Origin of the sequence: Pseudomonas marginalis (assembly GCF_008692035.1) — a bacterium.
Lineage (GTDB): Bacteria > Pseudomonadota > Gammaproteobacteria > Pseudomonadales > Pseudomonadaceae > Aquipseudomonas > Aquipseudomonas marginalis.
Genome location: NZ_VTFG01000001.1, coordinates 2,064,677 through 2,089,690, shown reverse-complemented (window position 1 = coordinate 2,089,690; position 25,014 = coordinate 2,064,677). Strand labels below are relative to the sequence as shown.

General features: G+C 63.1%; 25 protein-coding genes, 2 pseudogenes and 1 riboswitch. Of the genes and pseudogenes, 12 read left to right on the top strand and 15 right to left on the bottom strand.

Annotated features, from left to right (window positions below; all coding sequences use genetic code 11):
* Positions 1 to 52 precede the first annotated feature (52 nt).
* From FX984_RS09695 to FX984_RS09685, 3 genes are all read left to right on the top strand, one after another.
* Positions 53 to 763, top strand: coding sequence for a FadR/GntR family transcriptional regulator (locus tag FX984_RS09695; RefSeq protein ID WP_092486155.1), 711 nt, complete (start codon positions 53 to 55; stop codon positions 761 to 763).
* A 13-nt stretch (positions 764 to 776) separates the two neighbouring features.
* Positions 777 to 1,472, top strand: a complete 696-nt coding sequence (locus FX984_RS09690; RefSeq protein WP_146476676.1) for a tRNA (adenine(22)-N(1))-methyltransferase — start codon at positions 777 to 779, stop codon at positions 1,470 to 1,472.
* Positions 1,473 to 1,783: 311 nt separating this feature from the next.
* Positions 1,784 to 3,841 carry a methyl-accepting chemotaxis protein gene (locus FX984_RS09685; protein WP_146476675.1) on the top strand — a complete coding sequence of 686 codons (2,058 nt, stop codon included), beginning with the start codon at positions 1,784 to 1,786 and terminating at the stop codon, positions 3,839 to 3,841.
* Positions 3,842 to 3,903: 62 nt separating this feature from the next.
* Here the strand turns inward: FX984_RS09685 and FX984_RS09680 are convergent, their stop codons facing one another.
* The gene (locus tag FX984_RS09680) at positions 3,904 to 5,025 is read right to left on the bottom strand and encodes a lactonase family protein (RefSeq protein WP_027604030.1); all 1,122 of its coding nucleotides are present in this window, start codon (positions 5,023 to 5,025) and stop codon (positions 3,904 to 3,906) included.
* A 126-nt stretch (positions 5,026 to 5,151) separates the two neighbouring features.
* Between FX984_RS09680 and FX984_RS09675 the strand changes: the two genes are divergently transcribed.
* Positions 5,152 to 6,060 carry a hypothetical protein gene (locus FX984_RS09675; RefSeq protein ID WP_223841619.1) on the top strand — a complete coding sequence of 303 codons (909 nt, stop codon included), beginning with the start codon at positions 5,152 to 5,154 and terminating at the stop codon, positions 6,058 to 6,060.
* A gap of 195 nt (positions 6,061 to 6,255) precedes the next feature.
* Here FX984_RS09675 and FX984_RS09670 read toward each other — a convergent pair whose 3' ends face one another.
* Entirely contained in the window at positions 6,256 to 7,335 is a 1,080-nt protein-coding gene (locus tag FX984_RS09670; protein ID WP_154905345.1) for a hypothetical protein, read from the bottom strand.
* 81 nt (positions 7,336 to 7,416) lie between these two features.
* Here FX984_RS09670 and FX984_RS09665 point away from each other — a divergent pair, with 81 nt between their 5' ends.
* A complete protein-coding gene (locus tag FX984_RS09665) occupies positions 7,417 to 7,875 on the top strand; it encodes an REP-associated tyrosine transposase (RefSeq protein WP_146476674.1) in 459 nt (152 codons plus the stop codon).
* A gap of 131 nt (positions 7,876 to 8,006) precedes the next feature.
* Positions 8,007 to 9,746 (top strand): OPT family oligopeptide transporter, encoded by a 1,740-nt coding sequence (locus FX984_RS09660; protein ID WP_146476673.1) that lies wholly within the window; start codon positions 8,007 to 8,009, stop codon positions 9,744 to 9,746.
* Positions 9,747 to 9,775: 29 nt separating this feature from the next.
* On the opposite strand, the gene FX984_RS09655 is transcribed toward FX984_RS09660, so the two are convergent.
* The 3 genes from FX984_RS09655 to FX984_RS09645 all read right to left on the bottom strand — a co-directional run bounded on the left by FX984_RS09655 (position 9,776) and on the right by FX984_RS09645 (position 12,244).
* Complete coding sequence (locus tag FX984_RS09655) at positions 9,776 to 10,402, bottom strand: glutathione S-transferase family protein (protein WP_108573814.1); 627 nt, start codon at positions 10,400 to 10,402, stop codon at positions 9,776 to 9,778.
* Between the two features lie 99 nt (positions 10,403 to 10,501).
* On the bottom strand, positions 10,502 to 11,761 hold the full coding sequence (locus FX984_RS09650; protein ID WP_146476672.1) for a hypothetical protein: 1,260 nt from the start codon (positions 11,759 to 11,761) through the stop codon (positions 10,502 to 10,504).
* A 102-nt stretch (positions 11,762 to 11,863) separates the two neighbouring features.
* Positions 11,864 to 12,244, bottom strand: a complete 381-nt coding sequence (locus FX984_RS09645; RefSeq protein ID WP_092354959.1) for a cupin domain-containing protein — start codon at positions 12,242 to 12,244, stop codon at positions 11,864 to 11,866.
* Positions 12,245 to 12,386: 142 nt separating this feature from the next.
* Here FX984_RS09645 and FX984_RS09640 point away from each other — a divergent pair, with 142 nt between their 5' ends.
* On the top strand, positions 12,387 to 13,109 hold the full coding sequence (locus tag FX984_RS09640) for a hypothetical protein (RefSeq protein ID WP_146476671.1): 723 nt from the start codon (positions 12,387 to 12,389) through the stop codon (positions 13,107 to 13,109).
* A 98-nt stretch (positions 13,110 to 13,207) separates the two neighbouring features.
* On the opposite strand, the gene FX984_RS09635 is transcribed toward FX984_RS09640, so the two are convergent.
* The 4 genes and pseudogenes from FX984_RS09635 to FX984_RS09620 all read right to left on the bottom strand — a co-directional run.
* Positions 13,208 to 13,579 carry a hypothetical protein gene (locus FX984_RS09635; protein WP_146476670.1) on the bottom strand — a complete coding sequence of 124 codons (372 nt, stop codon included), beginning with the start codon at positions 13,577 to 13,579 and terminating at the stop codon, positions 13,208 to 13,210.
* A 76-nt stretch (positions 13,580 to 13,655) separates the two neighbouring features.
* A complete protein-coding gene (locus FX984_RS09630) occupies positions 13,656 to 14,135 on the bottom strand; it encodes a DUF3757 domain-containing protein (RefSeq protein WP_158277077.1) in 480 nt (159 codons plus the stop codon).
* Positions 14,136 to 14,271: 136 nt separating this feature from the next.
* Entirely contained in the window at positions 14,272 to 15,219 is a 948-nt protein-coding gene (locus FX984_RS09625) for a hypothetical protein (RefSeq protein ID WP_146476669.1), read from the bottom strand.
* 80 nt (positions 15,220 to 15,299) lie between these two features.
* Positions 15,300 to 15,509 (bottom strand): annotated as a pseudogene (locus FX984_RS09620) (VOC family protein); the annotation flags it as partial.
* A 302-nt stretch (positions 15,510 to 15,811) separates the two neighbouring features.
* On the opposite strand from FX984_RS09620, the gene FX984_RS09615 reads away from it, so the two are divergent.
* Complete coding sequence (locus FX984_RS09615) at positions 15,812 to 16,045, top strand: hypothetical protein (RefSeq protein WP_027604039.1); 234 nt, start codon at positions 15,812 to 15,814, stop codon at positions 16,043 to 16,045.
* A 3-nt stretch (positions 16,046 to 16,048) separates the two neighbouring features.
* Here the strand turns inward: FX984_RS09615 and FX984_RS09610 are convergent, their stop codons facing one another.
* Positions 16,049 to 16,279 (bottom strand): DUF6124 family protein, encoded by a 231-nt coding sequence (locus tag FX984_RS09610; protein WP_027604040.1) that lies wholly within the window; start codon positions 16,277 to 16,279, stop codon positions 16,049 to 16,051.
* A 317-nt stretch (positions 16,280 to 16,596) separates the two neighbouring features.
* Positions 16,597 to 17,805, bottom strand: a complete 1,209-nt coding sequence (gene chrA, locus FX984_RS09605; RefSeq protein ID WP_092354942.1) for a chromate efflux transporter — start codon at positions 17,803 to 17,805, stop codon at positions 16,597 to 16,599.
* A gap of 129 nt (positions 17,806 to 17,934) precedes the next feature.
* Here chrA and FX984_RS09600 point away from each other — a divergent pair.
* From FX984_RS09600 to FX984_RS09585, 4 genes and pseudogenes are all read left to right on the top strand, one after another.
* A pseudogene (locus FX984_RS09600) lies at positions 17,935 to 18,506 on the top strand (nucleotidyltransferase family protein).
* Between the two features lie 68 nt (positions 18,507 to 18,574).
* Positions 18,575 to 19,015, top strand: coding sequence for a tryptophan-rich sensory protein TspO (gene tspO / locus FX984_RS09595; RefSeq protein ID WP_065925072.1), 441 nt, complete (start codon positions 18,575 to 18,577; stop codon positions 19,013 to 19,015).
* A complete protein-coding gene (locus FX984_RS09590; protein ID WP_146476668.1) occupies positions 19,015 to 19,941 on the top strand; it encodes an alpha/beta hydrolase fold domain-containing protein in 927 nt (308 codons plus the stop codon). Before tspO ends, FX984_RS09590 begins: the two co-directional genes overlap by 1 nt.
* Positions 19,942 to 20,149: 208 nt before the next feature.
* Positions 20,150 to 20,689: a hypothetical protein gene (locus FX984_RS09585; RefSeq protein ID WP_223841618.1), complete on the top strand. Its 540-nt coding sequence runs from the start codon at positions 20,150 to 20,152 to the stop codon at positions 20,687 to 20,689.
* 244 nt (positions 20,690 to 20,933) lie between these two features.
* On the opposite strand, the gene FX984_RS09580 is transcribed toward FX984_RS09585, so the two are convergent.
* The 4 genes from FX984_RS09580 to FX984_RS09565 all read right to left on the bottom strand — a co-directional run bounded on the left by FX984_RS09580 (position 20,934) and on the right by FX984_RS09565 (position 24,980).
* Entirely contained in the window at positions 20,934 to 21,698 is a 765-nt protein-coding gene (locus FX984_RS09580; protein ID WP_092354939.1) for an ABC transporter ATP-binding protein, read from the bottom strand.
* Positions 21,695 to 22,699, bottom strand: a complete 1,005-nt coding sequence (locus FX984_RS09575; protein WP_027604049.1) for a FecCD family ABC transporter permease — start codon at positions 22,697 to 22,699, stop codon at positions 21,695 to 21,697. The genes FX984_RS09580 and FX984_RS09575 overlap by 4 nt, the downstream gene beginning before the upstream one ends.
* Positions 22,696 to 23,706 carry an ABC transporter substrate-binding protein gene (locus FX984_RS09570; RefSeq protein WP_065940390.1) on the bottom strand — a complete coding sequence of 337 codons (1,011 nt, stop codon included), beginning with the start codon at positions 23,704 to 23,706 and terminating at the stop codon, positions 22,696 to 22,698. Before FX984_RS09570 ends, FX984_RS09575 begins: the two co-directional genes overlap by 4 nt.
* A 114-nt stretch (positions 23,707 to 23,820) precedes the next feature.
* A riboswitch (cobalamin riboswitch) is annotated at positions 23,821 to 24,014 on the bottom strand.
* A gap of 36 nt (positions 24,015 to 24,050) precedes the next feature.
* Positions 24,051 to 24,980 (bottom strand): DNA/RNA non-specific endonuclease, encoded by a 930-nt coding sequence (locus FX984_RS09565; protein ID WP_092354936.1) that lies wholly within the window; start codon positions 24,978 to 24,980, stop codon positions 24,051 to 24,053.
* Between the last annotated feature and the right edge of the window lie 34 nt (positions 24,981 to 25,014).

Here is a 25,014-nt window from a genome sequence, read left to right as displayed (position 1 = left end):
GCCCGATCGGGATGTTAAGCTCCCTCCAGCCCAACCCCGTGGACCCGCAACGATGCCCATTGATAGTGGACCTCCCGTCCGTAGACGCTCCAACAACCTGGCCCAAGGCGTGCTCGACGCCCTGACCCAGCGCATCCTGCTTGGGCAGTTGAAGCCCGGTGAAAAACTGCCGTCCGAATCCACCATCGTGCTCGAGCATGGGGTGAGCCGGACCGTGGTGCGCGAGGCCCTGTCCAAGCTGCAAGCCTCGGGACTGGTGGAGACGCGCCATGGCATCGGCACCTTTGTCCTGGCGCAACGGGCCCAGCAAGGCTTGCGCCTGCATGTGGACACCGTCGCCAGCGTGCGCAACATGCTCGAGCTGCGCCTGGGCCTGGAAGTGCAGGCGGTGGCGCTGGCCGCCGTGCGCAGGTCCGACACGCAGCTGGCCCACATGCGCGCTGCTCTCGACGACTACCAGGCCTCGCTGGCCAACAACGACAGCTGCGTGGAAGAGGACAAGCGTTTTCACCAGTTGATCGCCGAAGCCACCGGCAACACGTTCTTCACCGAGATCATGCAGCACCTGGGCAATGCGATGATTCCGCGTACCCAGGTGAAGGGTGACGAGCGCGGCGGGGCGGACTTTGCCAAGCTCGGGCAACTGGCGAACCTGGAGCATGAGGCGATCTTCAACGCGATCAAGCGCCAGGACCCGGATGCCGCAAGGGCGGCGATGGTGTTGCATCTGACCAACAGCCGCGATCGATTTTCCGGCGAATAAAAAGGAACGCAGGTTGAACGAACACACCTTGTCCATGCGCCTGGAGCGTGTGGCCGCGCAGGTGCCGAGGGGCGCGCGGCTGGCCGATATCGGCTCGGACCACGCCTACCTGCCGGTGGCCTTGATGCGCCGTGGCGTGATTGAGGCGGCGGTGGCGGGCGAGGTGGCGAGCACGCCGTTCCACGCGGCGCAGCGCACCGTGCGCGACAATGGCCTGGAGCAGCACGTCATGGTGCGCCTGGCCGATGGGTTGGCGGCGATAGAGCCGGCGGACGCGATCACCGCGATCAGCGTCTGCGGCATGGGCGGCGAGACGATCCGCGACATCCTCGACAGCGGCAAGGCCCATCTCAGTGGCCGCGAACGTCTGATCCTGCAACCCAACGGCGGCGAACAGCCGTTGCGCTACTGGTTGATGAGCAATGGCTACCGCATCCTCAGTGAGGAGCTGCTGCACGAAAACCGCTTCTACTATGAAATCATCATGGCCGAGCGCGCCGAACCCGTGGTGTACAGCGCTGAGGAGCTGTACTTCGGCCCCATGCACCTGCAGGCCCGCAGCCCGGCGTTCCTCGCCAAGTGGCAGCGTGCGTTGCGCCTGAAAAAACGCACCCTGGCGGGCTTTGAACAGGCTCGGCAGCGGGTGCCGCAGGCGAAGGCGCAAGCCATCGCCCAGCAGGTCCAGTGGATTACCCGACTGCTGGCGTAAATAGGCCGCTGGACTCCCTTCAAGTTCTCCCCATGGGCGGCCGATAGGCTGTGGTGATTGAGGGCGTTTCAGTGCGCGCCTCGGGTGGTCGTCTCCGCAGGTGACGATTCCTGTGTCGCAACTGGGTGCTTTCGCCCCATTTTCGAGCACGCCCCGGGCCGTATTGGCGCGTGGCGTGCCCTGTTTCAGGGCTGTGCAGCAGCGGCCCGTATCTTGCTAGTGCCAACCTAATCAATGACATGGCATTTTGCCGTTAGTCATTTCAAGGCTTCGCCTGCCGTCTAACGCGTGGGTTGTTTTTGGGAGTGGACATGCACAGCCTTTTATCACCCGGTATCCGCCTGCTCGGACGTTTCGGCTTCGCGCGTAAGTTCCAGATCCTGTTCTTCCTGTTCATGCTGCCCCTGGCGGGCAGCCTGTGGATGATCGGCCAGGACTATCGCGACAAGTTAGGCGTGATTTCCGCTGAGCAGTCCGGCCTTCGTCAACTGTTGGCCCTGGACGCGCTGGATGGCCAATTGACCGTCCAACGTAACCTGGCTGCGCGCTGGAAAGCGGCGGACATCCTGCATGCCCCGACGCCAGCGGCGAAGGCGGCGATGGATAAGGTGGATGCCAATTTCCCGCTGATCCTGCAAAGCCTGCAGGCCCTCGGTGATGCCCTGAAAACCCAGAACGCCGGCGCTGACGTCCTGGCCCGCTTCGAGGCTTTGCAGGCCACGGTCAAGGGCATGGACTCGGCGTCCCTGCGCACCGTGGGTTGGTGGCCGGATGGCTACGACCGCTTCACCGCCGCGCTGACGGCGATGCAGGCCCTGCGCGAACGGATCACCCTCGACGCCGGCCTGATCCTCGATCCCTGGTTGGAAACCTACATGCTCATGCAGATGGGCACCCAGCAAACGCCCGACCTGATCGAGCGTATCGGGCGGATGGCCAGTGTGGGGCAGTCCTCGATTTCCTCGGGGCAGTTCACCTTGCAGAGCCGTTTGCAGATGCGCGACTTGCGCAGCCGCATCGGCGATGCGCGGGATCAACTGGTCAAGGCTGCGGCTTCGCTCAAGGCCAAGCAATACGCCGGGATGGAACCGTGGACAGCGCAATACGACACCAGCCTGCAGTTGTTGGATAACGAACTCAAAGTGCTCGACGACGGCGTGTTCGGCGGCAGCATCAAGCTGGATACGGCCGGTTTCGAGCGCAGTATCGACGCCATGCTTACCTCGCTTGGCGCGTTGCGTGTTCAGTCGCTGACGTCGATGGATGCGCGCCTGGACTACTACCACGAGCACGCGAACACGCAATTCATACCGATGGCGGCAACGTTCAGCCTGTTGGCGTTGGCGGCGCTGTACCTGTTCATGTGCCTGCAAGCGTCCATCCGTCGAAGCGCCAGCGGCATCACTACGCTGGCCGAGTCCCTGCGCGACGGCAACCTGTGCGTGGCCGTGACGGTAGAAGGGCGCGACGAACTCGCGGCGATCAGCACCGCGCTGAACGTCGCGGTGGTGCAATTGCGCACCAGCCTGCTCGGCGTCAATCACGAAACCCAGCAGCTTGGCTCGGCGGTGCTTACCCTGAACTCGCAATCGGGCAGCACCCTCAGCGAAGTCGAAGACCAGCAGCACCAGATCAGCCAGATCGCCGCCGCCGCCACGCAGTTGGCCGCCACGTCCATGGGCGTCGCGCGCAGCTGCGAACAGGCCTCGGGCAGTGCCCAGCAGACCCGGCGCATCGCCGAAGACAGCAGCCGCGACAGCCAGCGCACCACCGCCAGCATCCAGCAGCTCAACCAGCGCCTGACCGACACCTCGGACGCCTTGCAGCAGGTCAGCCAGCAAGGCCAGCAGATTCAATCGGTGGTCGACACCATTCGTGGCATCGCCGAGCAGACCAACCTGCTGGCCCTTAACGCCGCCATTGAAGCCGCACGCGCAGGCGAGCAGGGCCGGGGCTTTGCGGTGGTCGCCGATGAAGTGCGCAGCCTGTCGCAACGCACCCAGGCCTCGACAGCGCAGATCGCCGGCACCGTCGACAGCCTGCGCGCCACCGTGAGCCAGGCGGTGACGCTGATGGGCGCCGCGTGCGAGCAGGCCTTGACCGATGCCGAGTCCGTCACCGGCCTGGGCACGCGCCTGGGCGAGATTGCCGGCGCGGTGCAGAACGTCACCGACACCCTGGCGCAAATCGCCACGGCCGTGGAGGAGCAGGCAGCGACGGCGGATGAAGTGAGCGGCAATATCCAGCAAGTCGACCAGGCCGCCGGGCGCCTGCTGGACGGCGCCCGCGCGGTAAACCGTGCGGCGGACACCTTGAGCAAGGGCAGCCAGGCGTTGAGTGATAACACCGCGCGCTTTCGCCTGAGCTGAGGCCTGTAAACTGTCAAGATCCAACCCTGTGGGGGGGGCAAGTCCCCTCCCACAGGTTCAGGTCAGTTGGCCGAGGTATGCAGCACCTCAATCCACAGCGCCCCCTTGCCCGACGCCGCTTCCCCCACCCGCTTCAACGCACCGCTGGCGCTGACTGCATAGGTGCCGACCTTGTCGCTTTTCTCGCCGGTCACCAGCAGCCAATGCCCGTTGGGGGAGAACGCGATATTGCGCGGCTGCTTCTCCTCGACCGGGTAGTTGTCGACATAGCGCAGGCCGCCGGTGGCGGTATCCACCGCAAACGCTGACACCGAACTGCTGGTGCGCTCGCTCATCAGCAACAGCTTGCCGTCCGGCGACAGGCGCAGGTCGGCCGCCCAGATGCGCGGCGTCGGGTCGTCTTTCAGGTCATTGTTGCGCGCGTCACGCACTTCACCATGGGCCAGTTTCAAACGCTCGGGAATGCCATTGGCCACGCCAATCTGGGTCAGCGCGCCGGTACTGTCATCGATGGCAAACGCGGTGACAGTGCCGCTCATTTCACCGACCACATACAGGTACTTGCCGTTGGCCGAAAACGCCAGGTGCCGAGGCCCGGTATTGGCCGGCACGCTCACGAAGCCGCTTCCGATCGGGGTGAGTGCGCCGGTGTTGGCATCGAAGCGGTATTGCAGCACATGGTCCGTGCCCAGATTGCCGGCGTAGGCAAAGCGATTGCTGGGGTCGGTGCGCAGCGAGTGGGCATGCAGGCCGGTCTTGTAGGTGTGGATAGGTTCAGGCTTGTCGATGGGCTGGACGCTGAGGGTATCGGCACCGTAGGACGCCGCGAGCAAATAGCGCCCGGCGCGGTCGGTGGCCAGGTACGCCATGCTTTCGGCCAGTGGCGCCTTGGACTGCGGCGTCAGGCGGCCGGTTGTCGGGTCGATGCTGAAGCCCTGGACCTGAAACGGCTTGACCCGTAACGCCGCGAACAAGGTCTTGCCGTCGGGGCTGAGGGCCATGGGGTTGACCTGGTCGCCGGCCGTGACTTGCTCGACCAGGCTCAGGGCGCCGTTACTTTCGTCGAGGCGGTACTGGGAAATCAGCCCGTCAACCGGGCTGGAGATGTACGCAAACGTGGCGGCGTGGGCGTGGGCACTGAGGCCGCAGACCACAGCGGCGGCCAGGAGCAGGGGTTTGTTCACAGGTGATCCTTTATTGTTATGGGTGTGATCAGTCATCGTATGACTGTAGGCGGGTCTCGGCAATGATTGTTTTATCGGTGGTCGGGGCGCTGTATCTCTGCCCGCGCCAAGGGCATGATGCGCGGCATGAATAACGATCCCATCGCACTTTACTGGCGCTTCAAGGCCCCCGATCCCGGCATCGGCCCGCGCGAACAGGCACCCATGCTCGCCCAGGAGCAGGCCTGGGCACGGGAGCATGCAGCCGGGCATCACTTCAGTTGGATCGAAGTGCTGCTGCCGCCGCTGTGCTTTGGTGTGTTCCTGCCCAGCCTGGTGTTCATGCTGGGCGTGTGGCTGTACGGGGCCGCGTTCGCGCCAGGGCTGGACGTGGACCGTGTCATCGGCGACACGTTTGCCTGGCAGGTGTTGGCGGCAGTCGTCTTTACGGCGGCCTGGGGGCTGCGCAACTACCTGCGTGATACCCGCGATCCCATCAAGCGCTACTGGCAGGCCATGCCGGACCAGGGCGTGGTCGAGCTGGAGCGCCACAGGCTGGTATCGGGCACCAGCCTGTGGGCCTCGGACTACGATCCCGACTGCAACGCCCTGATGCAATGGAAAAACGGCCAGCTCGAACGCACCCAGAGCAGCGGGGTGTCGCAGTGGATCGTCGCCAAGACCACGGCGGGCCACTGGCTGGTATTCAAGGACGAATACCCCGGTGACTTCACCTACAACCGAGTCGGCCGCATGCCGGCACCGGACAAACAACTGCAACCCTGCCAGGACCTGGCCTTTACCTTCGCCCCCGGCACCAACCTGATGCTGGGGCGACGTTTCGACGGCGAACCGCTGCCCTTGCTGGACACCGGGTATTGGCTGGCGGCCGATGAGCTCAAGCGCCTTACTGCAATCGCCCATCATTGGGCGTTTTTCCCCCCGGACCGCTATGGCGTGGTCAATCCCCGGAACGGGCCGTGGGTGCAGCAACTGTTGGACAAGGCACAAGCCGATGGCGAGGTGGCCGGGGGAACGGGTTGTACGCCCGCGTAGTGGTGAACGGACTTTTTGTGGTGAACGGGCTTCTGTGGTGAGCGGGCTTTTTTGTGATGAGCGGGCTTCTGTGGTGAGCGGGCTTGCCCCGCGCTGGGCCGCGAAGCGGCCCCATCAAGAACACTGCGTTTTTCCAGGTGAATCCGGATAACAGCTTTTGGGGCCGCTTCGCAGCCCAGCGCGGGGCAAGCCCGCTCACCACAAAAGCCAGGTCACTCCGGGCTGGATACATTCAGTCACCCGATGACAGGTTTTCTGTAATGGGATGATCTTTGGTGATGGTGCGCCCGCGTAGTGGTGAACGGACTTTTTGTGGTGAGCGGGCTTCTGTGGTGAGCGGGCTTGCCCCGCGCCGGGCCGCGAAGCGGCCCCATCAAGAGCACCACGTTTTTCCAGGTAAATCCGGATAACCGCTTTTGGGGCCGCTTCGCAGCCCGGCGCGGGGCAAGCCCGCTCACCACAAAAAAGCCAAGTCACTCCGGGCTGGATACATTCAGTCACCCGATGACAGGTTTTCTGTAATGGGATGATCTTTGGTGATGGTGCACCCGCGTAATGGTGAACGGACTTTTTGTGGTGAGCGGGCTTCTGTGGTGAGCGGGCTTGCCCCGCGCCGGGCCGCAAAGCGGCCCCATCAAGAGCACCACGTTTTTCCAGGTAAATCCGGATAACCGCTTTTGGGGCCGCTTCGCCGCCCAGCGCGGGGCAAGCCCGCTCACCACAAAAAAGCCAGGTCACTCCGGGCTGGATACATTCAGTCACCCGATGACAGGTTTTCTGTAATGGGATGATCTTTGGTGATGGTGCACCCGCGTAATGGTGAACGGACTTTTTGTGGTGAGCGGGCTTCTGTGGTGAGCGGGCTTGCCCCGCGCCGGGCCGCGAAGCGGCCCCATCAAGAGCACCACGTTTTTCCAGGTAAATCCGGATAACCGCTTTTGGGGCCGCTTCGCCGCCCAGCGCGGGGCAAGCCCGCTCACCACAAAAAAGCCAGGTCACTCCGGGCTGGATACATTCAGTCACCCGATGACAGGTTTTCTGTAATGGGATGATCTTTGGTGATGGTGCACCCGCGTAGTGGTGAACGGACTTTTTGTGGTGAGCGGGCTTCTGTGGTGAGCGGGCTTGCCCCGCGCCGGGCCGCGAAGCGGCCCCATCAAGAGCACCACGTTTTTCCAGGTAAATCCGGATAACCGCTTTTGGGGCCGCTTCGCAGCCCAGCGCGGGGCAAGCCCGCTCACCACAAAAAAGCCAGGTCACTCCGGGCGGATACATTCAGTCACCCGATGACACTGGCTCGCCAGCTACGGCGCGCTAGTGTTAATGCTTTTCAGGACGGTCCCCAGGAGCATCGGAATGCGCCCCACACCCCAATCCCATCGCCTGCGTCACGGTCGTTACTCTGAATACGGACGCAGTTACCTCATTACCGCTGTCGTGCATCACCGTCAGCGCCTATTCACCGACCTTTATCTGGGTCGTCTGCTGGTTGCCGAATTCCGGCAGGTTCATGAGCTGGGATTGGTCGACTCTCTGGCCTGGGTCATCATGCCTGACCATATTCACTGGTTGTTTGAGCTGAAGCGGAAGACCTTGCCCGACGTGGTGCGGCGTATGAAGTCGCGTAGCACGCTGACCATCAACCGGCGTCGTCAAAGCAAGGAGCGTGTCTGGCAACCCGGTTATCACGATAGGGCTGTCCGTGCGGAGGATGATGTTCGCAAGATGGCTCGCTACATCATTGCCAACCCTTTGCGGGCCGGGTTGGTGGAGCAGGTAGGGGATTATTCGTTATGGGATGCTGCATGGCTCTGATTGAGTAATTGATGGCGCAGTGGTTGAAGCCCGCTCATCAAAAAACGGTGCCCGCTTGCCGCGTAGGAACCTTCAGGCCTTGAGGGGCTCACTTGTTATGTCGCCCTGTTCCCCTGCCGAAAGGAATCCGCATGCATGCCACCTCATCAACGGTCCCCCTTCATCCCCCCGTCGAACGCGAACTGAGCCTGCGCGCGGTCATCACCGGCACGTTGCTCGGTATCCTGCTGACCCCTTCGAATGTGTACGCCGGGTTGAAGATCGGTTGGTCGTTCAACATGTCGATCATTGCCCTGCTGGTGGGGTATGCGATCTGGCAGGGCCTGGCGAGGCGGTCGTCGGAGCAGCTGCCGTGGACGCTGCATGAGAGCAATATCAACCAGACCGTCGCCTCGGCCGCTGCTTCGATCATTTCCGGTGGGCTGGTGGCGCCGATTCCGGCCTATACCCTGCTGACCGGCAACCAGCTGGATGCGCTGCCGATGATCGCCTGGGTGTTCTCGGTGAGTTTCCTGGGCATCTGGATCGCCTGGTACCTGCGGCCTTCGTTGCTCAATGACAAGGCGCTGAAGTTTCCCGAAGGCATGGCCACCCTGGAAACCCTGCTGCATATCTACAGCCATGGGCGCGAAGCGGCGACGCGCTTGAAGGTGCTGCTCAGTGCGGCGTTGCTGTCCGGGCTGGTGAAGTGGGTGGACACCTTTGTGTGGGCTTTCCCGCGTTGGTCGCCAACCGCCCAGCTGGAGCGCCTGACCTTCACTGCCGACCCTTCGCTGTTGCTGCTGGGGTTTGGCGGCATTATCGGCATTCGTGTCGGCCTGACCCTGCTGCTTGGCGCCTTGCTCGCCTGGGGCGGCCTGGGCCCGTGGTTGCTGGCGCAAGGCCTGGTGAGCTTGCCGGCCGGCAGCAGCGGCCCGCAATTTGCGGCGTTGGTGGAGTGGTTGCTGTGGCCGGGAGTGAGCCTGATGGTGTGCTCGACCTTGGCGTCGCTGACGATTCGTCTGTGGGCGTTATACACCTCGACCAAGTCCGCCGGCGGGCAAGCCTGGAGCGTACCCAAACCCGGGCCGGCCGCCGGTTTTGTGCTGTCGATCGTATTGGTGGTGAGCCTGCAGGCACTGTTGTTCGGCATCAACCTGTGGATGGCGTTGCTGACCATCCCCCTGGCGATCTGCCTGGCGGCCGTCGCTGCCCGTGTGGTGGGCGCCACCGGTATTCCGCCGATTGGCGCCATCGGGCAGTTGTCCCAGCTGAGCTTCGGTATCGTCGCGCCGGGGCAGGTGCCGATCAACCTGATGAGCGCCAACACCGCTGGCGGCTCGGCCGGGCAGTGCACCGACCTGATGAACGACTTCAAGGTCGGCAAGGCCATTGGTGCCACGCCTCACAAGCAAGTGATCGCGCAGATCCTGGGGATTTTCATTGGCAGCATCGTCGGGGTGTTCGCGTACCTGGCGCTGATTCCTGATCCGCATTCGATGTTGCTCACCGAGGAATGGCCGGCGCCGGCGGTCGCGACCTGGAAAGCCGTGGCGCAAACCCTCACCCATGGGCTGGATTCATTGTCGGCGAGCATTCGCTGGGCGATCGGTATCGCAGGGCTGGCCGGGGTGTTGCTGGGCGTACTCGACAGCCTGTTACCCGCCCATCGCGCCCGCTACCTGCCCAGTGCTGCCGCGTTGGGGCTGGCGTTTGTGCTGCCAGCTTCGGTGTCGCTGATGATGGCCCTGGGTGCGGTGCTCACCTGGCTGGTGAGCTGCCGCTGGCCGAGCCTCACCGAGCGGTTTGCGATTACCGCAGCGGCGGGGTTGATTGCGGGAGAGAGCATCACCGGCGTGGGCGCTTCGCTGTGGCAGATGGCGGCGCCTTAGCCTCTGTCACGCAGTCGAGGGCAAGCTACTCACTTGGCAAACGCATACTCCCCACCCTGTTCCAGCGCCTGGCGATAAGCCGGGCGTGCCTGGAACCGCTGTACCCACGCCGCCAGGTGCGGGTACGCCGCCAGCTTGCCCTGGGCCTTGGCGATTTCGCCGATAAAGCTCATCTGGATGTCCGCGCCGCTCACGTCATCCCCCAGCAGATACGGCGTGTGTGCCAGCGCCTCGTTGAGGTAACCGAGGTAATTGGCCACTTCCGATTCGATCCGCGGGTGCAGCGGCGCACCGGCTTCACCCAGGCGGCCCACATACAGGTTAAGCATCAGCGGCAGCATGGCCGAGCCTTCGGCGAAGTGCAGCCATTGCACGTACTGGTCGTAGGCGGCCGTGGCCGGGTCCGGCTGCAGGCGGCCATTGCCATGGCGGCGGATCAGGTAGTCGACGATGGCGCCGGACTCGATCACCACGTTGGCGCCGTCTTCGATCACCGGGGATTTACCCAGCGCATTGATCGCCTTGAGTTCCGGCGGCGCAAGGTTGGTTTTCGGGTCGCGCTGGTAGCGCTTGATCTCGTACGGCAGGCCAAGCTCTTCCAGCAGCCACAGAATGCGCTGCGAACGTGAGTTGTTGAGGTGATGGACAATGATCATGGGAACTCCGCGGGGCATGGGGTGTGTAGGAACAGACTGCTGCGGCAACGTAGAGTGCCCTGAATCAGCGGGATGTTTGCTTGGCAAACGTCCCTTCGATCAACGCACCACCTCGAACGCCGTGTATTCATACGCCGAGCGCATTTTGCTCGAGGTCGTTGCCAGCGTCACGGCAATGCCCAGGTCTTCGATAAACGCACGCGAGGTCTTGTAGTCGCCTTGCTCGCACTCCAGCTTGATGGCGTCGCCGGTCAACGAGGCAAACACCTGTCGGGCCGGGAAGCGCTGGCCGACCTTGCAGCTCACAAAGGTATCGAGTGGGGTATCGGTCGGTTTGCCGGGCACGTTCGCCATGTGCAGGTTGGCGCTCAGCGTCTGGCCAGGCGTCCAACTGCTCGGAATACTCAGCTCGGCTTCGCGGGTCAGCAGCACCTGGCCGTCGCCCACGCCGTTCATCTTCGACTTCAACTGGATCAGGTCCGCCTGTACCAGGCGCTCGACATGGAAGGTGTCGCTGTAGATCTCATTCTTGTTCAGCAAGCCACCCACCGCCGTAAAGGTCACCGAGGTGGGGCTGTCGTTGCTGCCATCGCTTTTTTTCGACAGGTAGGTGTAGCTCAACGTCTTGAACTTCGGCTGCAGCAGGGCCGAGTCGAGGCGCTGGAGCACGCTGGCGGGGACGGCGACGTCGTTGATGCTTGGTTCCACGATAGTGCGCGGGTAGTCCACCGGTTGGATGTCCGGACGCGACCAGGCCAGCAGCGCCGCATCGACACCACCCTGCAACGAACAACTGATGCGCGATTGCGTGCCGTCGCTGCCCTCGGGCTCTACCAGCAGTACGCGCTCGACTTCGCGGGTGCCTGGCGCGGTGCCGGGCCGTGGCTTGATGGCCTGCCAGCGGTCGCCGACCTTGAGCTCGCTACGGATGTAGGCGCCGTCGCCTTTTTGCAGGCGAGCCGGTTGGTCGAGCAGCGGGGCAAGGCGTTGGGCAACCTCGTCGATGTTGCCTTGCACAACAAAGCCCCAGTAATAGTAGAGCCCCAGGTTGCCGAGGTCGGTGGCCTCGTCGGCGTACGACAACAGCTTCAAGCCGGCGATGGGCGGCGTGCTGACCGGCACCGCGTTGGCCTTGCGGTCCGCGCGGTTGACCACCGCGATCCACGCGAAGTCTTTGTCCTGCTTGAGCGGTGCGTAGGCCTGCCAGGCGTCGCGGTGGCTGTTCAGGCGGCTGAAGAACGTCGCGTCGCAGCGGGTGAAGGCCTTGAGCGTATCGGTCAGCGCGGCGTCGTCGGCGTGGGCGATGGAAGGCAGCAGCGCAGAGGCGAGGAGGAGGGCGGCGGCGGTGGGCAACTTCATCGAGCGGGATGTCCGTATCGGGGGCGGGAGCTGGGTATTATCCAGAAATTACCCGCTAAAGGCTCGACTCAATGACCGAGCCCCATGAGGCGCGCGATTTTTTCAGATCCAAAGATCGTTTGTTGCAGTACGTTCACCGCCTTCATGGCCGGTATTCAAGATGCCTCGAGGCTCAATCATCATCAGCTTCGCCTCACCCTCGGCGGCGGTCCGATGTTCCATACCACGCGGGACCACATACAGCTCGCCCGCCGCCACGTACACCGGGCCTTCCGGCAGATCGATACGCAGCGTCCCTTCGAGCACCAGGAACGCTTCGTCGGTTTCCGGGTGCGAGTGCCAGATGAACTCCCCTTCGATGCGCACCACCTTGAACTGGTAGTCGTTCATTTCGGCGACGACCCTGGGGCTCCACTGCGCGTCGATGAGCGATGCCTTTTGCGCGAGGTTTACCGGTTGTGCCGAGTGCTGTGACGTAGCCATGATCCATCCTCTGGTAGGTAAGACGGCCAGACTATCGAGGCCGCGGAGCGCCTGGCTTGTACGATCCTGCAGGTTGGCCGCCTAAAGCTCGACCCTTTACCGTCGATAACCTGTATGAACCCGCCAATCATGGACCGATTAAATGGCTCTTTCCGTCAGCGCTGCCTATCTCCCGCCGGCCAATGTCAGCCTCGCACCTTCCGAGCAGAAACTCGCGGCCCAGCCCCTGACGGACGCCGCGAAAGACGCGTTGGCCAACGCCGCCCCGGCAGCCGTCTACCATCCCAGTGGATCAGCCAGCCCCCCCTTGGAACCGCTGGAGGTGGTCGACACCTGGGTCGGTCGTACCCAGTCGCGAGACTTTCCTCGCCGCGCTGAAATCTTCAACGGGGCGTTCAGTACGCTGAAGGCTTCCTTCAAGTCATTCGAGTCAGCGCTGTCGGCCACCGCTCCCGACTTGGCCGGCAAAAAATACGGCTTCACCGTCGAAGCCGATGGCCGTCTGAAAGTGCTGGATTCGGCCAGCCAGCTCAGCCGCTCGGATACCCAGCGGCTGACGGATTTGCTCAACCGATCCCTGGGCCTGAAAAGCGCAGCCGTTGCCTACCGCGATGCCGCCATCGACACGGTGGACGCCGATTCCGTCTGGTCGGGCCTGGGCTATTACAGCCTGACCAACGAAAACTTCGCCAAGACCCTTGATCTGGCGCCTCTACTCACGGATCACGACCCGTCGGACATCAAGGGGGCCAAGGACCGGACTTTTATCCAACAACTGCAATACAAAGGCGAGCGGGCGACGCAAGCGACGGAAGCGGCGATGTATGAGCGGCGTGGAGTGCAGCGGTTCAGTACGCAGGTGTGACCTGCCTGGTGGGGTAAAAATGCAGCCGTGCAGCAACCATCGCGAAAGCCCGCAGATGCCATGCCCACTGGTACAACCGGCGCCAGGAAGACGCGCACTCACACCTTGGCCGTATGCACCTTGGCCAGGCGCACGCGCCAATCGCCGTCATGGCGCAGGCGGCATTCTTCCTCGGAGTCGAAGTGTACGCAGCGCTCCATGGGCGCGCCGCGCACGTCCGCATCGTTGAGTGCGGCGGCAGTCAGCTCTCGCATGCGTGTGTCTGCCCCGGTCGAGAGGGCGTGCTCCTTGCTGGCGCGGCTGTCGAACACCCAGATCACCCGCAGGCTTTGGGGGAAGGCGCTGTAGTCGACGGTGTGGGTCAGCCAATCGAAGCCGGGGATTTCAGTCTTGGCGGTTTCGCAGGCGTCGGTGAGGGCGGCGATGAGGCAGCGGTCGAGGCGGGCGGTTTCGCGATGGGTCAGGGGCATGGAGAGTCTGCAGGGGCCAAATGCCTGAGATTAGCAGCGTGCATGCCTTAGGGCATCAGCTTACGGCGAAGATCTATCACGGCACTTCGGTGAATATCGTGAATTGGCAACCGTCCACCGAACCAGCCCGGCAGAAGTCGTCTGCCGTCCAATTTGGGCCGACCGCGCGAGGTCGTACAGGGAAACGCTGGGACATTCTCAAAAACGCCAACTGCTCCGGCCCCTCGTAGTCACAGGCTACGAAATAATATTCGGGCTGGCCTTCGCGTTGCTGCGCAGTGCGAATAGCGGCCGATTCAAACTTCATTCCCTTGAGGTAGTGCTCTTGTGCATAGGGGTTCTCACCTTTCCATCCGCTGCCGGGTGAAAGTGCGGTGTAACTATAGCCTTTTAACTCTTTGGTCTGGTGGATGTTCCCGATACCCGGGCACATACTGCCGGCCGTGTTGGTATTGGAACTCGATGTACAGGCTGCAAGGTTGAACAGTACCGCAGGCCACAGCAAAATCATCGATGCTGCGCGGATGGACACCAGGTTCGAGCTGGAGATGTGCATGGCGAACTCCTCGGCTGAGTAGTCTTTACTCTGAACGCTGACAGCCGTGGCGGATACTGTGAATGTTGACAGGTCGGCAGATGGCGCAACCGCAGTCAAAACCATAAAAGAGCGATCTTGTGTCGTAGGGCGGCGCTCAGGGATTGGCTTTAAGTCGGCCCAGTATCGCCGTGCGCAGGCAACCCCAGGCGATCGACCCGATAATCAGCACCTCGGCGATGCCGACAAGCAGGTTGAATGAAAAAACCATCGGTTGCTCAGCCCAGTAAAAACTTGTCGACCCCGTTCGAAGCCCGCTGACCCGCAGCCGTCCGGTCAACAGCGCACGCATCAATGCGATCACGTGAGTCAACTCCAGCACCGCCAGGAACGCTCCCAGCAGGGTGAGCAGGGCGCGGGCGGGAAGGCCGAGTTTCTCGCTCGATTCGTGTGAAGAGGTGAGCTCTTTCCCCTTCAGCTTGATCCCCTTTGCCGCTCTGTCGTGGGCGGGGGCGGGCCTATAGGCGGTCGCCCTGGCCGCCGGATCGACCACCACCTCGGTGGGTACCGGCAGGTTCAGGTAGCCGGCCAGCTCACGCAGCCACCTGTCGGTGCGTTGACTGCCCGGCACCACCGGCACGTTGTCGGTGGTCAAACGCTGCTCGCTGCCATCGCGCATCACCAGCCACAGCTGGGTATAGACCGGCTCGGCCTGTGGGCGGCGGCGAAGTTCGAGGGCATGGGGGGCATTGATGCTGAACACCGACTGCACCCGTTCGCGGCCGCCGAAAAAGTTACGGGTGCGGCGCGTGCCTTCACCGTTGTGCCGCGATAACAGCAAGGTTTCGCGGGTGCCGGTGTACACCATCAGCAGCAGGCCAAGGGCAGGAATCAGCAGCAGGCCGAGCACGATCAGCAGCGAGGACAGTGGGTCCAGGTCCGCCATCGACGCATTTTCAGCGCTGAACCCCAACACGACGAAGGCCAGCGGCAGGATGAAGGCCATTGCGCCGGTCAGCAGCACGAATGCGCTTTGCACCCGATTGCGCGAGTGGATGTGCAGGTCACCCTGGGCAGTGCGCTCGAAGCGATGGCCTATCAACATGCAGCTCTCCTGGTGCGCCGTTTTTAAGGTTGCTCGAAAGTCTGTGACAGGCGGTGCATGTCGCAGCGCAGGATAGCTTACGGCTTGGTCAACGGCGCAGTCAGCCATTGACCCGCACCCGAATCAACCTGCTCAAGCATGACTTGAGCACCCTTCAAATCAAGGTATGCAAATCCATCTTCCAGGCGTTGATAAGCTACTTTGAAGCCCAGACGAGAAACCCAAAAAGCCAAGCTGCTGTCCAGGTTGGTGACCATTAACTCCGGTACCAGTTTGTTACGTTCGAACATGAGATGACGTCCATTTCAAAAGGCTCGTTTTTGCGAACGGGCAGGTTTTGCGCCGTTGGCTTCTATACCGCAACGGGAACGTGGCGAGCGCGATGATGCACCGTCGGGTGGGAATTATCGAGTCGCGTCGAGTGACAACTAATGGCCCAGAGTTTTTTACACACTCTGGGCCGTTAGCAACCGTTGCTCTCGGGAGCATACGCTTCTGGTCGAAAGCCCCCCCTTTCTAAGCCAACCGGTCTACCATGCCACCCCCGGCAGTGGTTGCACGCGCTACCGACTCAACTTTTAAAGGTATCGCAATGTCCATCGACCAAATCTCCCTCCCCAAAGGCGTAGGCCCTCACGCCGCCAAGCTCCTCGACGCCATCACCGGCGCCGCCACCCATGAAGAACTCAACCGCGCTGGCGGCAAGGCTGAAGGTTTTGTGCTCGGTCTTGAATCCACCAAAGCCATCAAGAGCCAAATCGCCGAGTCGTTGTATGTGGCCTATGACGACGCGGCGAGTAATCGTTCTAGTGAATTGAAGGGCTAGGCATTAACCGGAGCAGGGCGCTTCGCGGTCGAGCAATTTGGCCGTGAGGAGTACGCCCAGCTCGCTCAGTTGGTGGATAGCGAGGGCGATGTCGCGGTGTTTGCCGCATAGGTCTTCGGACAAGTCGAGCAGCAGCGTGCTGACTGAGGCGAAGGTTTCGTAGCTGTTGGTGATGAGGGTTTCGTTGCTGGCGTCGGGAGCGACGCTGAAGAGAGCGCTTGAATCTGTAGCCATTGTTAAGTTCCTTGCTTGGGCCACTACCTGATCGCTACTAAACGATAAGGCGGTAGCTGTACGCAGGTTAGTAGACCGGTGGAACCTAACAAAACCGGCGCGCCCGAGGGCGCCCTACGCACAGCCACCATCGAGCACAGACAGGCACGTCTGACAGATGAAGCTTGTGCACTTGTTAGGTTAAACCGTGGGCTACTAAACCCGATCACCGAGAGATTCAGCGACCGAGCCACCTTAGAGACGGCCACCTCAGCGCACAAGCCGGCGGATTCTGACGCAAGCGTAGGCAAGGGAGCAAGGCGCGGTGGCTGGGCGGCTCACACCGTAAGACTTAATAACCATCCCGCCGCGCCGCTTCCTACAACCACCAGCCACGGTGGCAGTTTCCACACCATCAGCGACACCAGGCCAATCAGCGCCAGGGCGACGTCCTGGGCGGTGAAGATGGCGCTGGTCCACACCGGCTGGTACAGCGCCGCCAGCAACAGGCCGACCACCGCCGCGTTCACGCCCGCCAGCGCGGCTTGGGTGCGCGGGCTGCGGCGCAGGCTTTCCCAGAAGGGCAGCGCGCCCAGCACCAGTAAAAACGACGGTGTGAAGATCGCCAGCAGGCAGAGCAGGCCACCGAGCCAGCCGTTCGGCGCTTGGGTCATCGAGGCGCCGAGGAAGGCGGCGAAGGTGAACAACGGGCCGGGCATGGCTTGGACGGCGCCGTAGCCGGCGAGGAACACATCGTTGCTCACCCAGTGGCGGGGCACGACTTCGGCTTGCAGCAAGGGCAGCACCACGTGGCCGCCGCCGAATACCAGCGCGCCTGTGCGGTAGAAGGCGTCGGTCACGGCCAGGGTTGGGGTGGGCAGCCACTGGGCGAGAATCGGCAGACTGGCCAGCAACAGCCCAAACAGCGACAGCCATAGCGCCCCGGCGCGACGGCTGATGGTCACGGGCAGGGCGTCGTGTGCGGTGGGCGGTGCGGGCTTGAACAGCAGCAGGCCGGCCATGCCCGCGATGAGGATCACGCCGACCTGGCCCCACGCCGATGTTTGCAGCAGGGCCACGCAAGCGGCGAGCAGCATCACGGCCACGCGCGGGGCGTTGGTGCACAGGTTGCGCGCCATGCCCCACACGGCCTGGGCGACCACGGCGACGGCCACCACTTTAAGGCCATGCAACGCGCCGGGAGGGATGGCGGTGCTGTGCCGGGTGATGCCCAAGGCCAACAGGATCAGCACCACGGCGGACGGCAAGGTAAACCCGAGCCACGCCGCCAATGCGCCGCCGTACCCCGCGCGCGACAGGCCGAGGGCGATGCCGACCTGGCTGCTGGCGGGGCCGGGCAGGAATTGGCACAGCGCGACCAAATCCGCGTAACTGCGCTCGCTCAGCCAGCGTCGCCGGGTCACGAACGCGTCCCGGAAATAACCCAGGTGCGCAATCGGGCCGCCAAAGGAGGTAAGGCCCAGGCGCAGGAAAATCAGGAACACTGACCAGGGGCTTTCGCGTCGATCTGCAGGGGAGTCAGCCAAGGCGGGCGGTCTCGGTGAGGGCAGGGCATCGCGGCACCTTAGCGAATTTTGATGACGTGAAGAAGCGGCGCCAGCGCTCAATGTTGTACCGTTGCTTCCCAGGACCGTACCGATGATGAAGGAGCCTCCATGACATTGACCGTCGACACCCTGCTCGAACTGGCCATGGCCAACCCCATCAACGCCGAAATCACTGCGCGCCTGCCTGACCTTGGTGTGGACCAGTGCATGCTCACGGCGGGCTGTCTGTTCCAGGCGGTGTGGATCATCAGGCGAATCTGCCGGCTGATCAGGGCGTGAAGGATTACGACGTTTTTTACTTCGACACCGACCTGTCCTACGAGGCGGAGGATGCGGTAATTCGTGCGGCGGATGAGCTGTTCAAAGACCTTGGCGTGAATGTCGAGGTCAAGAACCAGGCGCGGGTGCACCTTTGGTACGCTCAGCGCTTTGGTCGGCCTTACCCGCAGTTGCAGTCGGCGCGCGACGGGGTCGACCGTTATCTGGTGGCCGGTACGTGCATCGGCTTGGAGATTGCCACGGGCCAGGTGTATGCGCCGTATGGGTTGGAGGATGTGGAACTGGGGATTTTGCGGATTAATCCACTGCATCCGGAGCAGGCGTTGTTTGAGCAGAAGGCGCGCAGTTATCAGGCGCGGTGGCCCTGGCTGAGGATTGTCGGGTTGGAGATACCGGAATGAATTGGCGCTGAACTTTTAGGTAGGTGTCGCACGTCCAAGCTTCAAATCACTCCCGCCAAGGACAGACGATGACCTTCTTTATCTTCCTGCTTGCCTGCGCCGCCGCCGCCAGTACCGGCGTCATTTTCAAACCCGGCGCCTGGTATGAATCCCTCGTCAAACCCAGCTTCACCCCACCCAATTGGCTGTTCCCGGTGGCCTGGACGATCATCTACCTGCTGCTGGCCTGGGCCGGCTATCGCTTGAGCCTGATCCCCGGCAGTCAAATGGTGCTGGCGCTGTGGGCTGCGCAAATTGCCCTGAATACCCTGTGGACACCGGTATTTTTCGGCGCGCATCGCCTGCTGGCCGGGATGGTGATCATCGTGTTGCTGTGGATCACCGTGGCGGCGATGGTGGTACTGGCCGTGCGCCTGGACCTGATCACCGGGTTGATCCTGTTCCCGTACCTGGCGTGGCTGTGCGTGGCGGCGGCGCTGAATTTCTCGATCCTGCGTAATAACCGCTGATGGCTCGCCAACCGTGGCCCGTCAGCGAGGCGGAACTGGCCCAGATGCGCCGCTTCAATCAGAAGCTCGCCTGGCTGCCGCGCTTCAAGATCCGCAATCGCGTTACGCCGCGTTTGATCCAGGCGCTGTTGCGCGTCAGTCAAACGCTCAAGCGTGCCATACCGGCTGAAAGCCGGATTGTCGACGACGTCCCGGTGCGCATCCTGCGGCCAAACGGCAAGCCCAAGGGCGTGGTGCTGGATATCCACGGCGGCGGCTGGGTGATCGGCAATGCGCAGATGGATGACGACCTCAACCTGGGCATGCTGCAGGCGTGCGACGTGGCGGTGGTGTCGGTGGATTATCGCTTGGCGGTGGATACGCCGGTCGAAGGCTTGATGGAAGACTGCCTGAACGCCGCACGTTGGCTGCTCACGGATGATGAATTTGCCGGGCTGCCGGTGATCGTCGTCGGTGAATCGGCCGGTGGGCATCTGGCGGCGGCGACATTGCTGGCGCTCAAGCAATGGCCGGAACTGCTCAAGCGCATAAGCGGCGCGGTGCTGTACTACGGCGTTTATGACCTGGCCGGTACACCGAGCGTACGCGCGGCCGGGCCTGAAACGTTGCTGCTGGACGGGCCGGGGATGGTGGAAGCGTTGCGCATGCTCACGCCGGGGCTGAGTGATGATGAGCGCCGACAGCCGCCGTTGTCGCCGTTGTATGGCGATTTTGAAGGGCTGCCCCCGGCGTTGATGTTTGTCGGGGAATTGGACCCGCTTAAGGATGACACGCTGCTGATTGCCGAGCGGTGGCCCAGTGCTGAAGCACACCTGCTGCCGGAGTCGGCCCATGGGTTTATTCATTTTCCGGTGGCGATGGCGGATGGGGTGTTGGCCTATAGCCGGCAGTGGATCACTCAGTGCATTGATGGCGAACAGGCATAACTGTATAGGCGCCTCTTTAAGGATCACCCATTCCTCTGTGGTGAGCGAGCTTGCTCGCGTTGGGCTGCGAAGCAGCCCCAAAACCAGCCAGTGCAGAGTAAGCCCGCTTCCCACAGAAAGGACCGATTCACCACAACCGCCTTATCTTTTATCAGCAGGCCGGGTACCCTCTTTTCTCCACACATTCCCCCCAAGCCAAGGAAAGCACGTGAAGATTCTCCAAGGAGCCATCGGTCTATCGGCGCTGTATCTGCTGGCAGGCTGTGGCCAGGTCACCGAAAAAACACTGACGTTCGATGTGCCCTATGGGATGTATGAAACCGTTCTGCGCCAGAACGTCACCGGAACAGGCCAGTTGACCTGCAAGGTCACTACCGACAACCAGGACCGCGGCGAAAAGTGGGTGCCGTCGGTGATTCTTGCGGCGGCCGAGGACGCTGCCGAGGACGACACCCTGTTTCTTTCCAGCTACACGCCCACCGACAGCGACCAGCGCTTGTTCCAACTGCGCACCTTCAACAAAGCCAAGCCGGTCATCGACACCTTCTTCCATCGGGCCCCCGACCAACGCGGTGTGTATACGTTGCGCCTGACCTGGCAGGCGGACGGCGCCATTGGTTATCAGGTCGCCAGCGGTGGGGCCTGGGAAGAGAGGAAGCTCGTGGACAAGCCCGGTTTTTCCGTGCGCCACGTGAGCGTACATGCCTCCGGTATGAAGGGCAGCGCTGTGTGTGAGTTGCGTGAGTGAACGCGCTGACGTTGAGGCCGGCGACGGTGACTGATCTGCCGTTCTCCCTGTGGTGAGCGGGCTTGTCCCGCGTTGGGCTGCGAAGCAGCCCCGAAACCAGTCTCTACAGAGTGTCTGATACAGCGCATTCCTCTTGACTGGGGCTGCTACGCAGCCCAACGCGGGACAAGCCCGCTCGCCACAACAGCCTATCTGCCACCGCCCCTCCCACAGTAGAGTCTCGGGTGTAGTGGACATGTCCTGTTCAGTTAGACCGCAACCGCAGTATTTGCGCCCCATCGAACGGGTCCGTCAGGTAATGCGCCTGCACTCCGAAGGTCTCCTGTAGCCGCTGTGGCGTCAGCACCTCCAGCGGCTTGCCCAGCGCGACCAGGCGCCCACGATCCAGCACGGCCAGGCGATCGCAGGTCAGCGCCTGGTTCAGGTCATGCAGGGCGATCAGCGTGGTCACCGGCAACCCTTGCACGCCTTTCAAAATCGCCAGTTGATGCTGGATATCCAGGTGGTTGGTCGGCTCGTCCAGCAACAGGATCTGCGGCCGTTGCGCCAGGGCGCGGGCGATGTGCACGCGTTGGCGCTCGCCGCCGGAGAGGCTGCGCCAGGCGCGGTGGCTCAGGTGGGTGGCGTCCACATCATGCAGGGCCTGGCGCACGATGGCGTCGTCGTCGCCGGACCACGGGCTCAGCGCCGACAGCCACGGTGTACGGCCCAGCGCCACGGCGTCGAACACGCGGATGGCGTCGTCGGTGTCGGCCTGTTGCTCTACCACCGCCAGCTGTTGGGCGATGGCGCGGCGGGACAGGTCGCCCAGGCGCTGGCCGCCCAGGCGCACGTCGCCGCTGGCCGGTGTGCGCAGGCCGGCAAGCAGTTTGAGCAGGGTGGATTTGCCGGAGCCGTTGGGCCCGACAATCCCCAGGGTTTCCCCCAGTTGCACCTCCAGGTGGATATCGCGCAGCAATTCCGCCTCACGCACCTTGAAGCCCAGGCCGGTGCAACTCAGTACGCTCATCGCGCATTCCTCCGGCCAATCAGGATCAGCGCAAACACCGGCGCGCCCACCAGCGCCGTCACCACGCCGACCGGGATCACCTGGCCTTTGATCAAGGTGCGCGACAACACATCGGCCGCAATCAAAAATAACGCGCCGCCCAGCGCACTGGCGGGCAGCAGGCGCGAATGCCCGGTGCCGAGCAGCAGGCGCACCGCGTGGGGGATCACCAGGCCGACAAAGCCGATGGAGCCGACAATCGACACCATCACCGCCGTCACCAGCGCCGCGCACCCCACCAGCACCACCTGCACGCGGCGTACCGGGATGCCCAGGGACGCGGCCGAATCCGTGCCGAAGGTGAACGCATCCAACGCGCGACGATGCCACAGGCACACCACCAGGCCGGTGACCGCCACCGGCACCGCCAGCCACACCGACGGCCAGCGCACGCCGCTGAGGTTGCCCAGCAGCCAGAACATGATGCCGCGCGCCTGTTCAGAGCTGGCGGACTTGGTGATCAGGAACGCGGTAAGTGCATTGAACAGCTGCGAGCCGGCGATGCCGGCGAGGATGATCTGCCCGGTGCCGCTGGACGAACCGCTGGCCCGCGCCAGCAGGATCACCAGGGCAAACGCCGCCATCGCGCCGACAAAGGCGCCGGCCGACAGTGAAATCAGCCCGCCGCCCACGCCCATCAGCGCCACCAGCACCGCGCCGGTCGAAGCCCCGGCGCTGATGCCCAGCAGGTACGGATCGGCCAACGGGTTGCGCAGCAACGACTGCAAAATCACCCCGCAGGTGGCCAGCCCCGCACCGCAGGCGGCGGCCACCAGGGCACGGGTGAGGCGGTAGTTCCACACCACGCCTTCATCGATGGGGTCCAGCACGTAACCGGCCGCCCACAGTTTGTTGGCGAGCACCTGCAGCACCACCTGGGGCGAGATGGCGGTTTCGCCGATGGCCACGCCGGCGAGCACGGCGATCAGCAATAGCGCCAGGGCGAGTAAGGTCCGGATCATTGCGGCAGGTCGTAGCCGTCGATGGCCGTGGCCAGGTGTTCAAGGCCGTCGAACATGCGGATGCTGGCCTGCAGCGCGAGAGCGTCGAGGATGATGATGCGGTTGTTTTTCACCGCGTCCATGTTGCGCGTGACCGGGTCGCTGCGCAGGAAGGCGAGTTTCTTTTCATGGTCGTCGGCGGGGTAGCGGCGGCGGTCCATGCGGGCGATTACCAGGAAGGTCGGGTTGGCCTTGGCGAGGGTTTCCCAGCCGACGGCGGGCCATTCTTCATCGGATTGCACCACGTTGTGCAAACCGAGGGTTTCGAGCATGAACTCCGGAATGCCCTTGTGGCCGGCCACGTAGGGGTCGCTGGCCAGTTCGGCGCTGGAGAACCACACCAGCGCGCTGGCCTGCTTGAGGCCTTTGCTCTGCACGGTGGCCACGGATTGGGCCAGGCGCGCCTGGAGCTCATCGTTCAACTGTTGGCCGCGATCCTGTACATCGAAAATCTGCGCCAGCTGGCGGATGCTCTTGTAGATCGTCTCGATACGGAACGGCTCCAGCCGCGTGCCGTCGGCGCCCACCAGGTTGTCCTTGCCTTCGCAGTCGGAGGGCAGCAGGTAGGTGGGGATCTTCAGGTCGTGAAACTGCTCGCGAGTGCCGACCACGCCTTGCGGGCCTACCACCCATTCCAGCTCGGCGGCCACCAGTTGCGGGCGCTTGGCGATCACCGCTTCGAAGCTGGGCTCGTTGTTGGCCAGGCGCTCGATGCGGTCGTTCTGCGCCTTGAACTGCGGCAACACGCTGTTGAACCACAGCGAGGTGCCTACCACGCGGTCAGCCACGCCGAGGGCATAGAGCATTTCGGTGGCGGCCTGGCCGATGGTCACGCTGCGCGCGGGCGCCTGCGGGAAAGTAAGGGTGCTGCCGCAGTTTTCCAGGGTCAGCGGGTAATGCGTGGGGGCGGCGTGGGCCAGGGCGCAGAAACCCAGGCCGCTGATCAGGGCGGTAACGCGTGGCAGCATGAGGCGATCTCCGTGTGGACCGTACGTGGAAACAGGGGAGGTACGGTTCGGAAATACGCCCTCGAACGCTGCCGAACGGGCAGGCAAGGAGGTCCTTCCCGGACACCCCGCCGGTTAGTGATTACTGGGCCGGCAGGTCTCCTGACTGATGCGTCGTCGCCACGCTCCGGCCTTCCCGGACGCGGTCCAGTGGCAGTGGGGAGCAGGCTCGGCACCTACAGTTGCGGGGGCAGTTCCGATTGACGCGGTGTACCGCGCTTCGGATTCCCTATTAGTCCCGTTCGGGAACCGGCGCGGTATGGTAGTTGATTAGGGCCAGGCGATACAGCCCGAAGGGCGCCCGGTCAGAGACGAATATCCTCGGGGCCGCGGATCAGCGCTTCAATTCGCGTGCCCGTGGCGCGCTCTTCGTTGCTGAAACCGTCGTAGTCCGCCAGGTTGGCGAAGCGGATACCGGTCAATTGTTCGATCTGGATCACGCTGCGCTGGTAGGTCCTGACCTGGCCGAACATCAGGTCGAGCTGACCCAGCTCGCGGCTTTGGTCGATCATGTAGGCGCTGGCGGAGGGCTTGCCGTCATCGCTGAGGTAGGCCACCACTTTCCAGAACGCCTTGGGGATTCTGATACCACGGTAAAGGCGGTCGTCGTCGGCGAACACCGGGCCGCTGAACACCGTTGCCCGGGCTTTCCAACGCTGCGTGTTATTGAGGATGTAGTCCTCCAGTTCCAGCCAGGTCTTCTGGTTGAACCCGCTCATCTGCGGCGAGCAGTTGGTGAAGTGGAAGGTGTCGAGGTTGGCGGTGTTTGCCGCGTCGCCCCAGTTGGGATCCTGGCGCCGTACCAGGTGGCCGCGATCCAGGCCATTGCTGGCATAGAGCTCTTCGCCCACCTGGGCGCTGATCGGCAGGCGCCCATCGTAGGCCCAGGTGTCGTTGCTGCGGACTATCTCCACATGCTGCCCGCCATCGATATTGACGCCCACGTAGAGCGCCAGTCGTCGGGAACGGGACATCGTCACCGAGAAATGCGTGTAGTCCAGGCGCAGCGGTTGGACGTCGTCCGCCAATGCCTCAGCGGCGGTGGGCCAGGGCACTGCGAAGCTGCTGAGAAAGTCCTCGGCGTAGCCCTGTCGGTCCTGTAGATCCTTGGCCGCGGTGACACGGGGCGTCGCCGCCCGGGCTTCCATCAGGGTGGGATTGGTCGCGATCAAAGGGCGCAGATCGGCGAGTCGTGGGCGGTGCGCAAGATCGATTTTGGCTTTGCGGGCTGGCATGGGTAAGTCCTCCTTGGATAAACACGACTGCAAC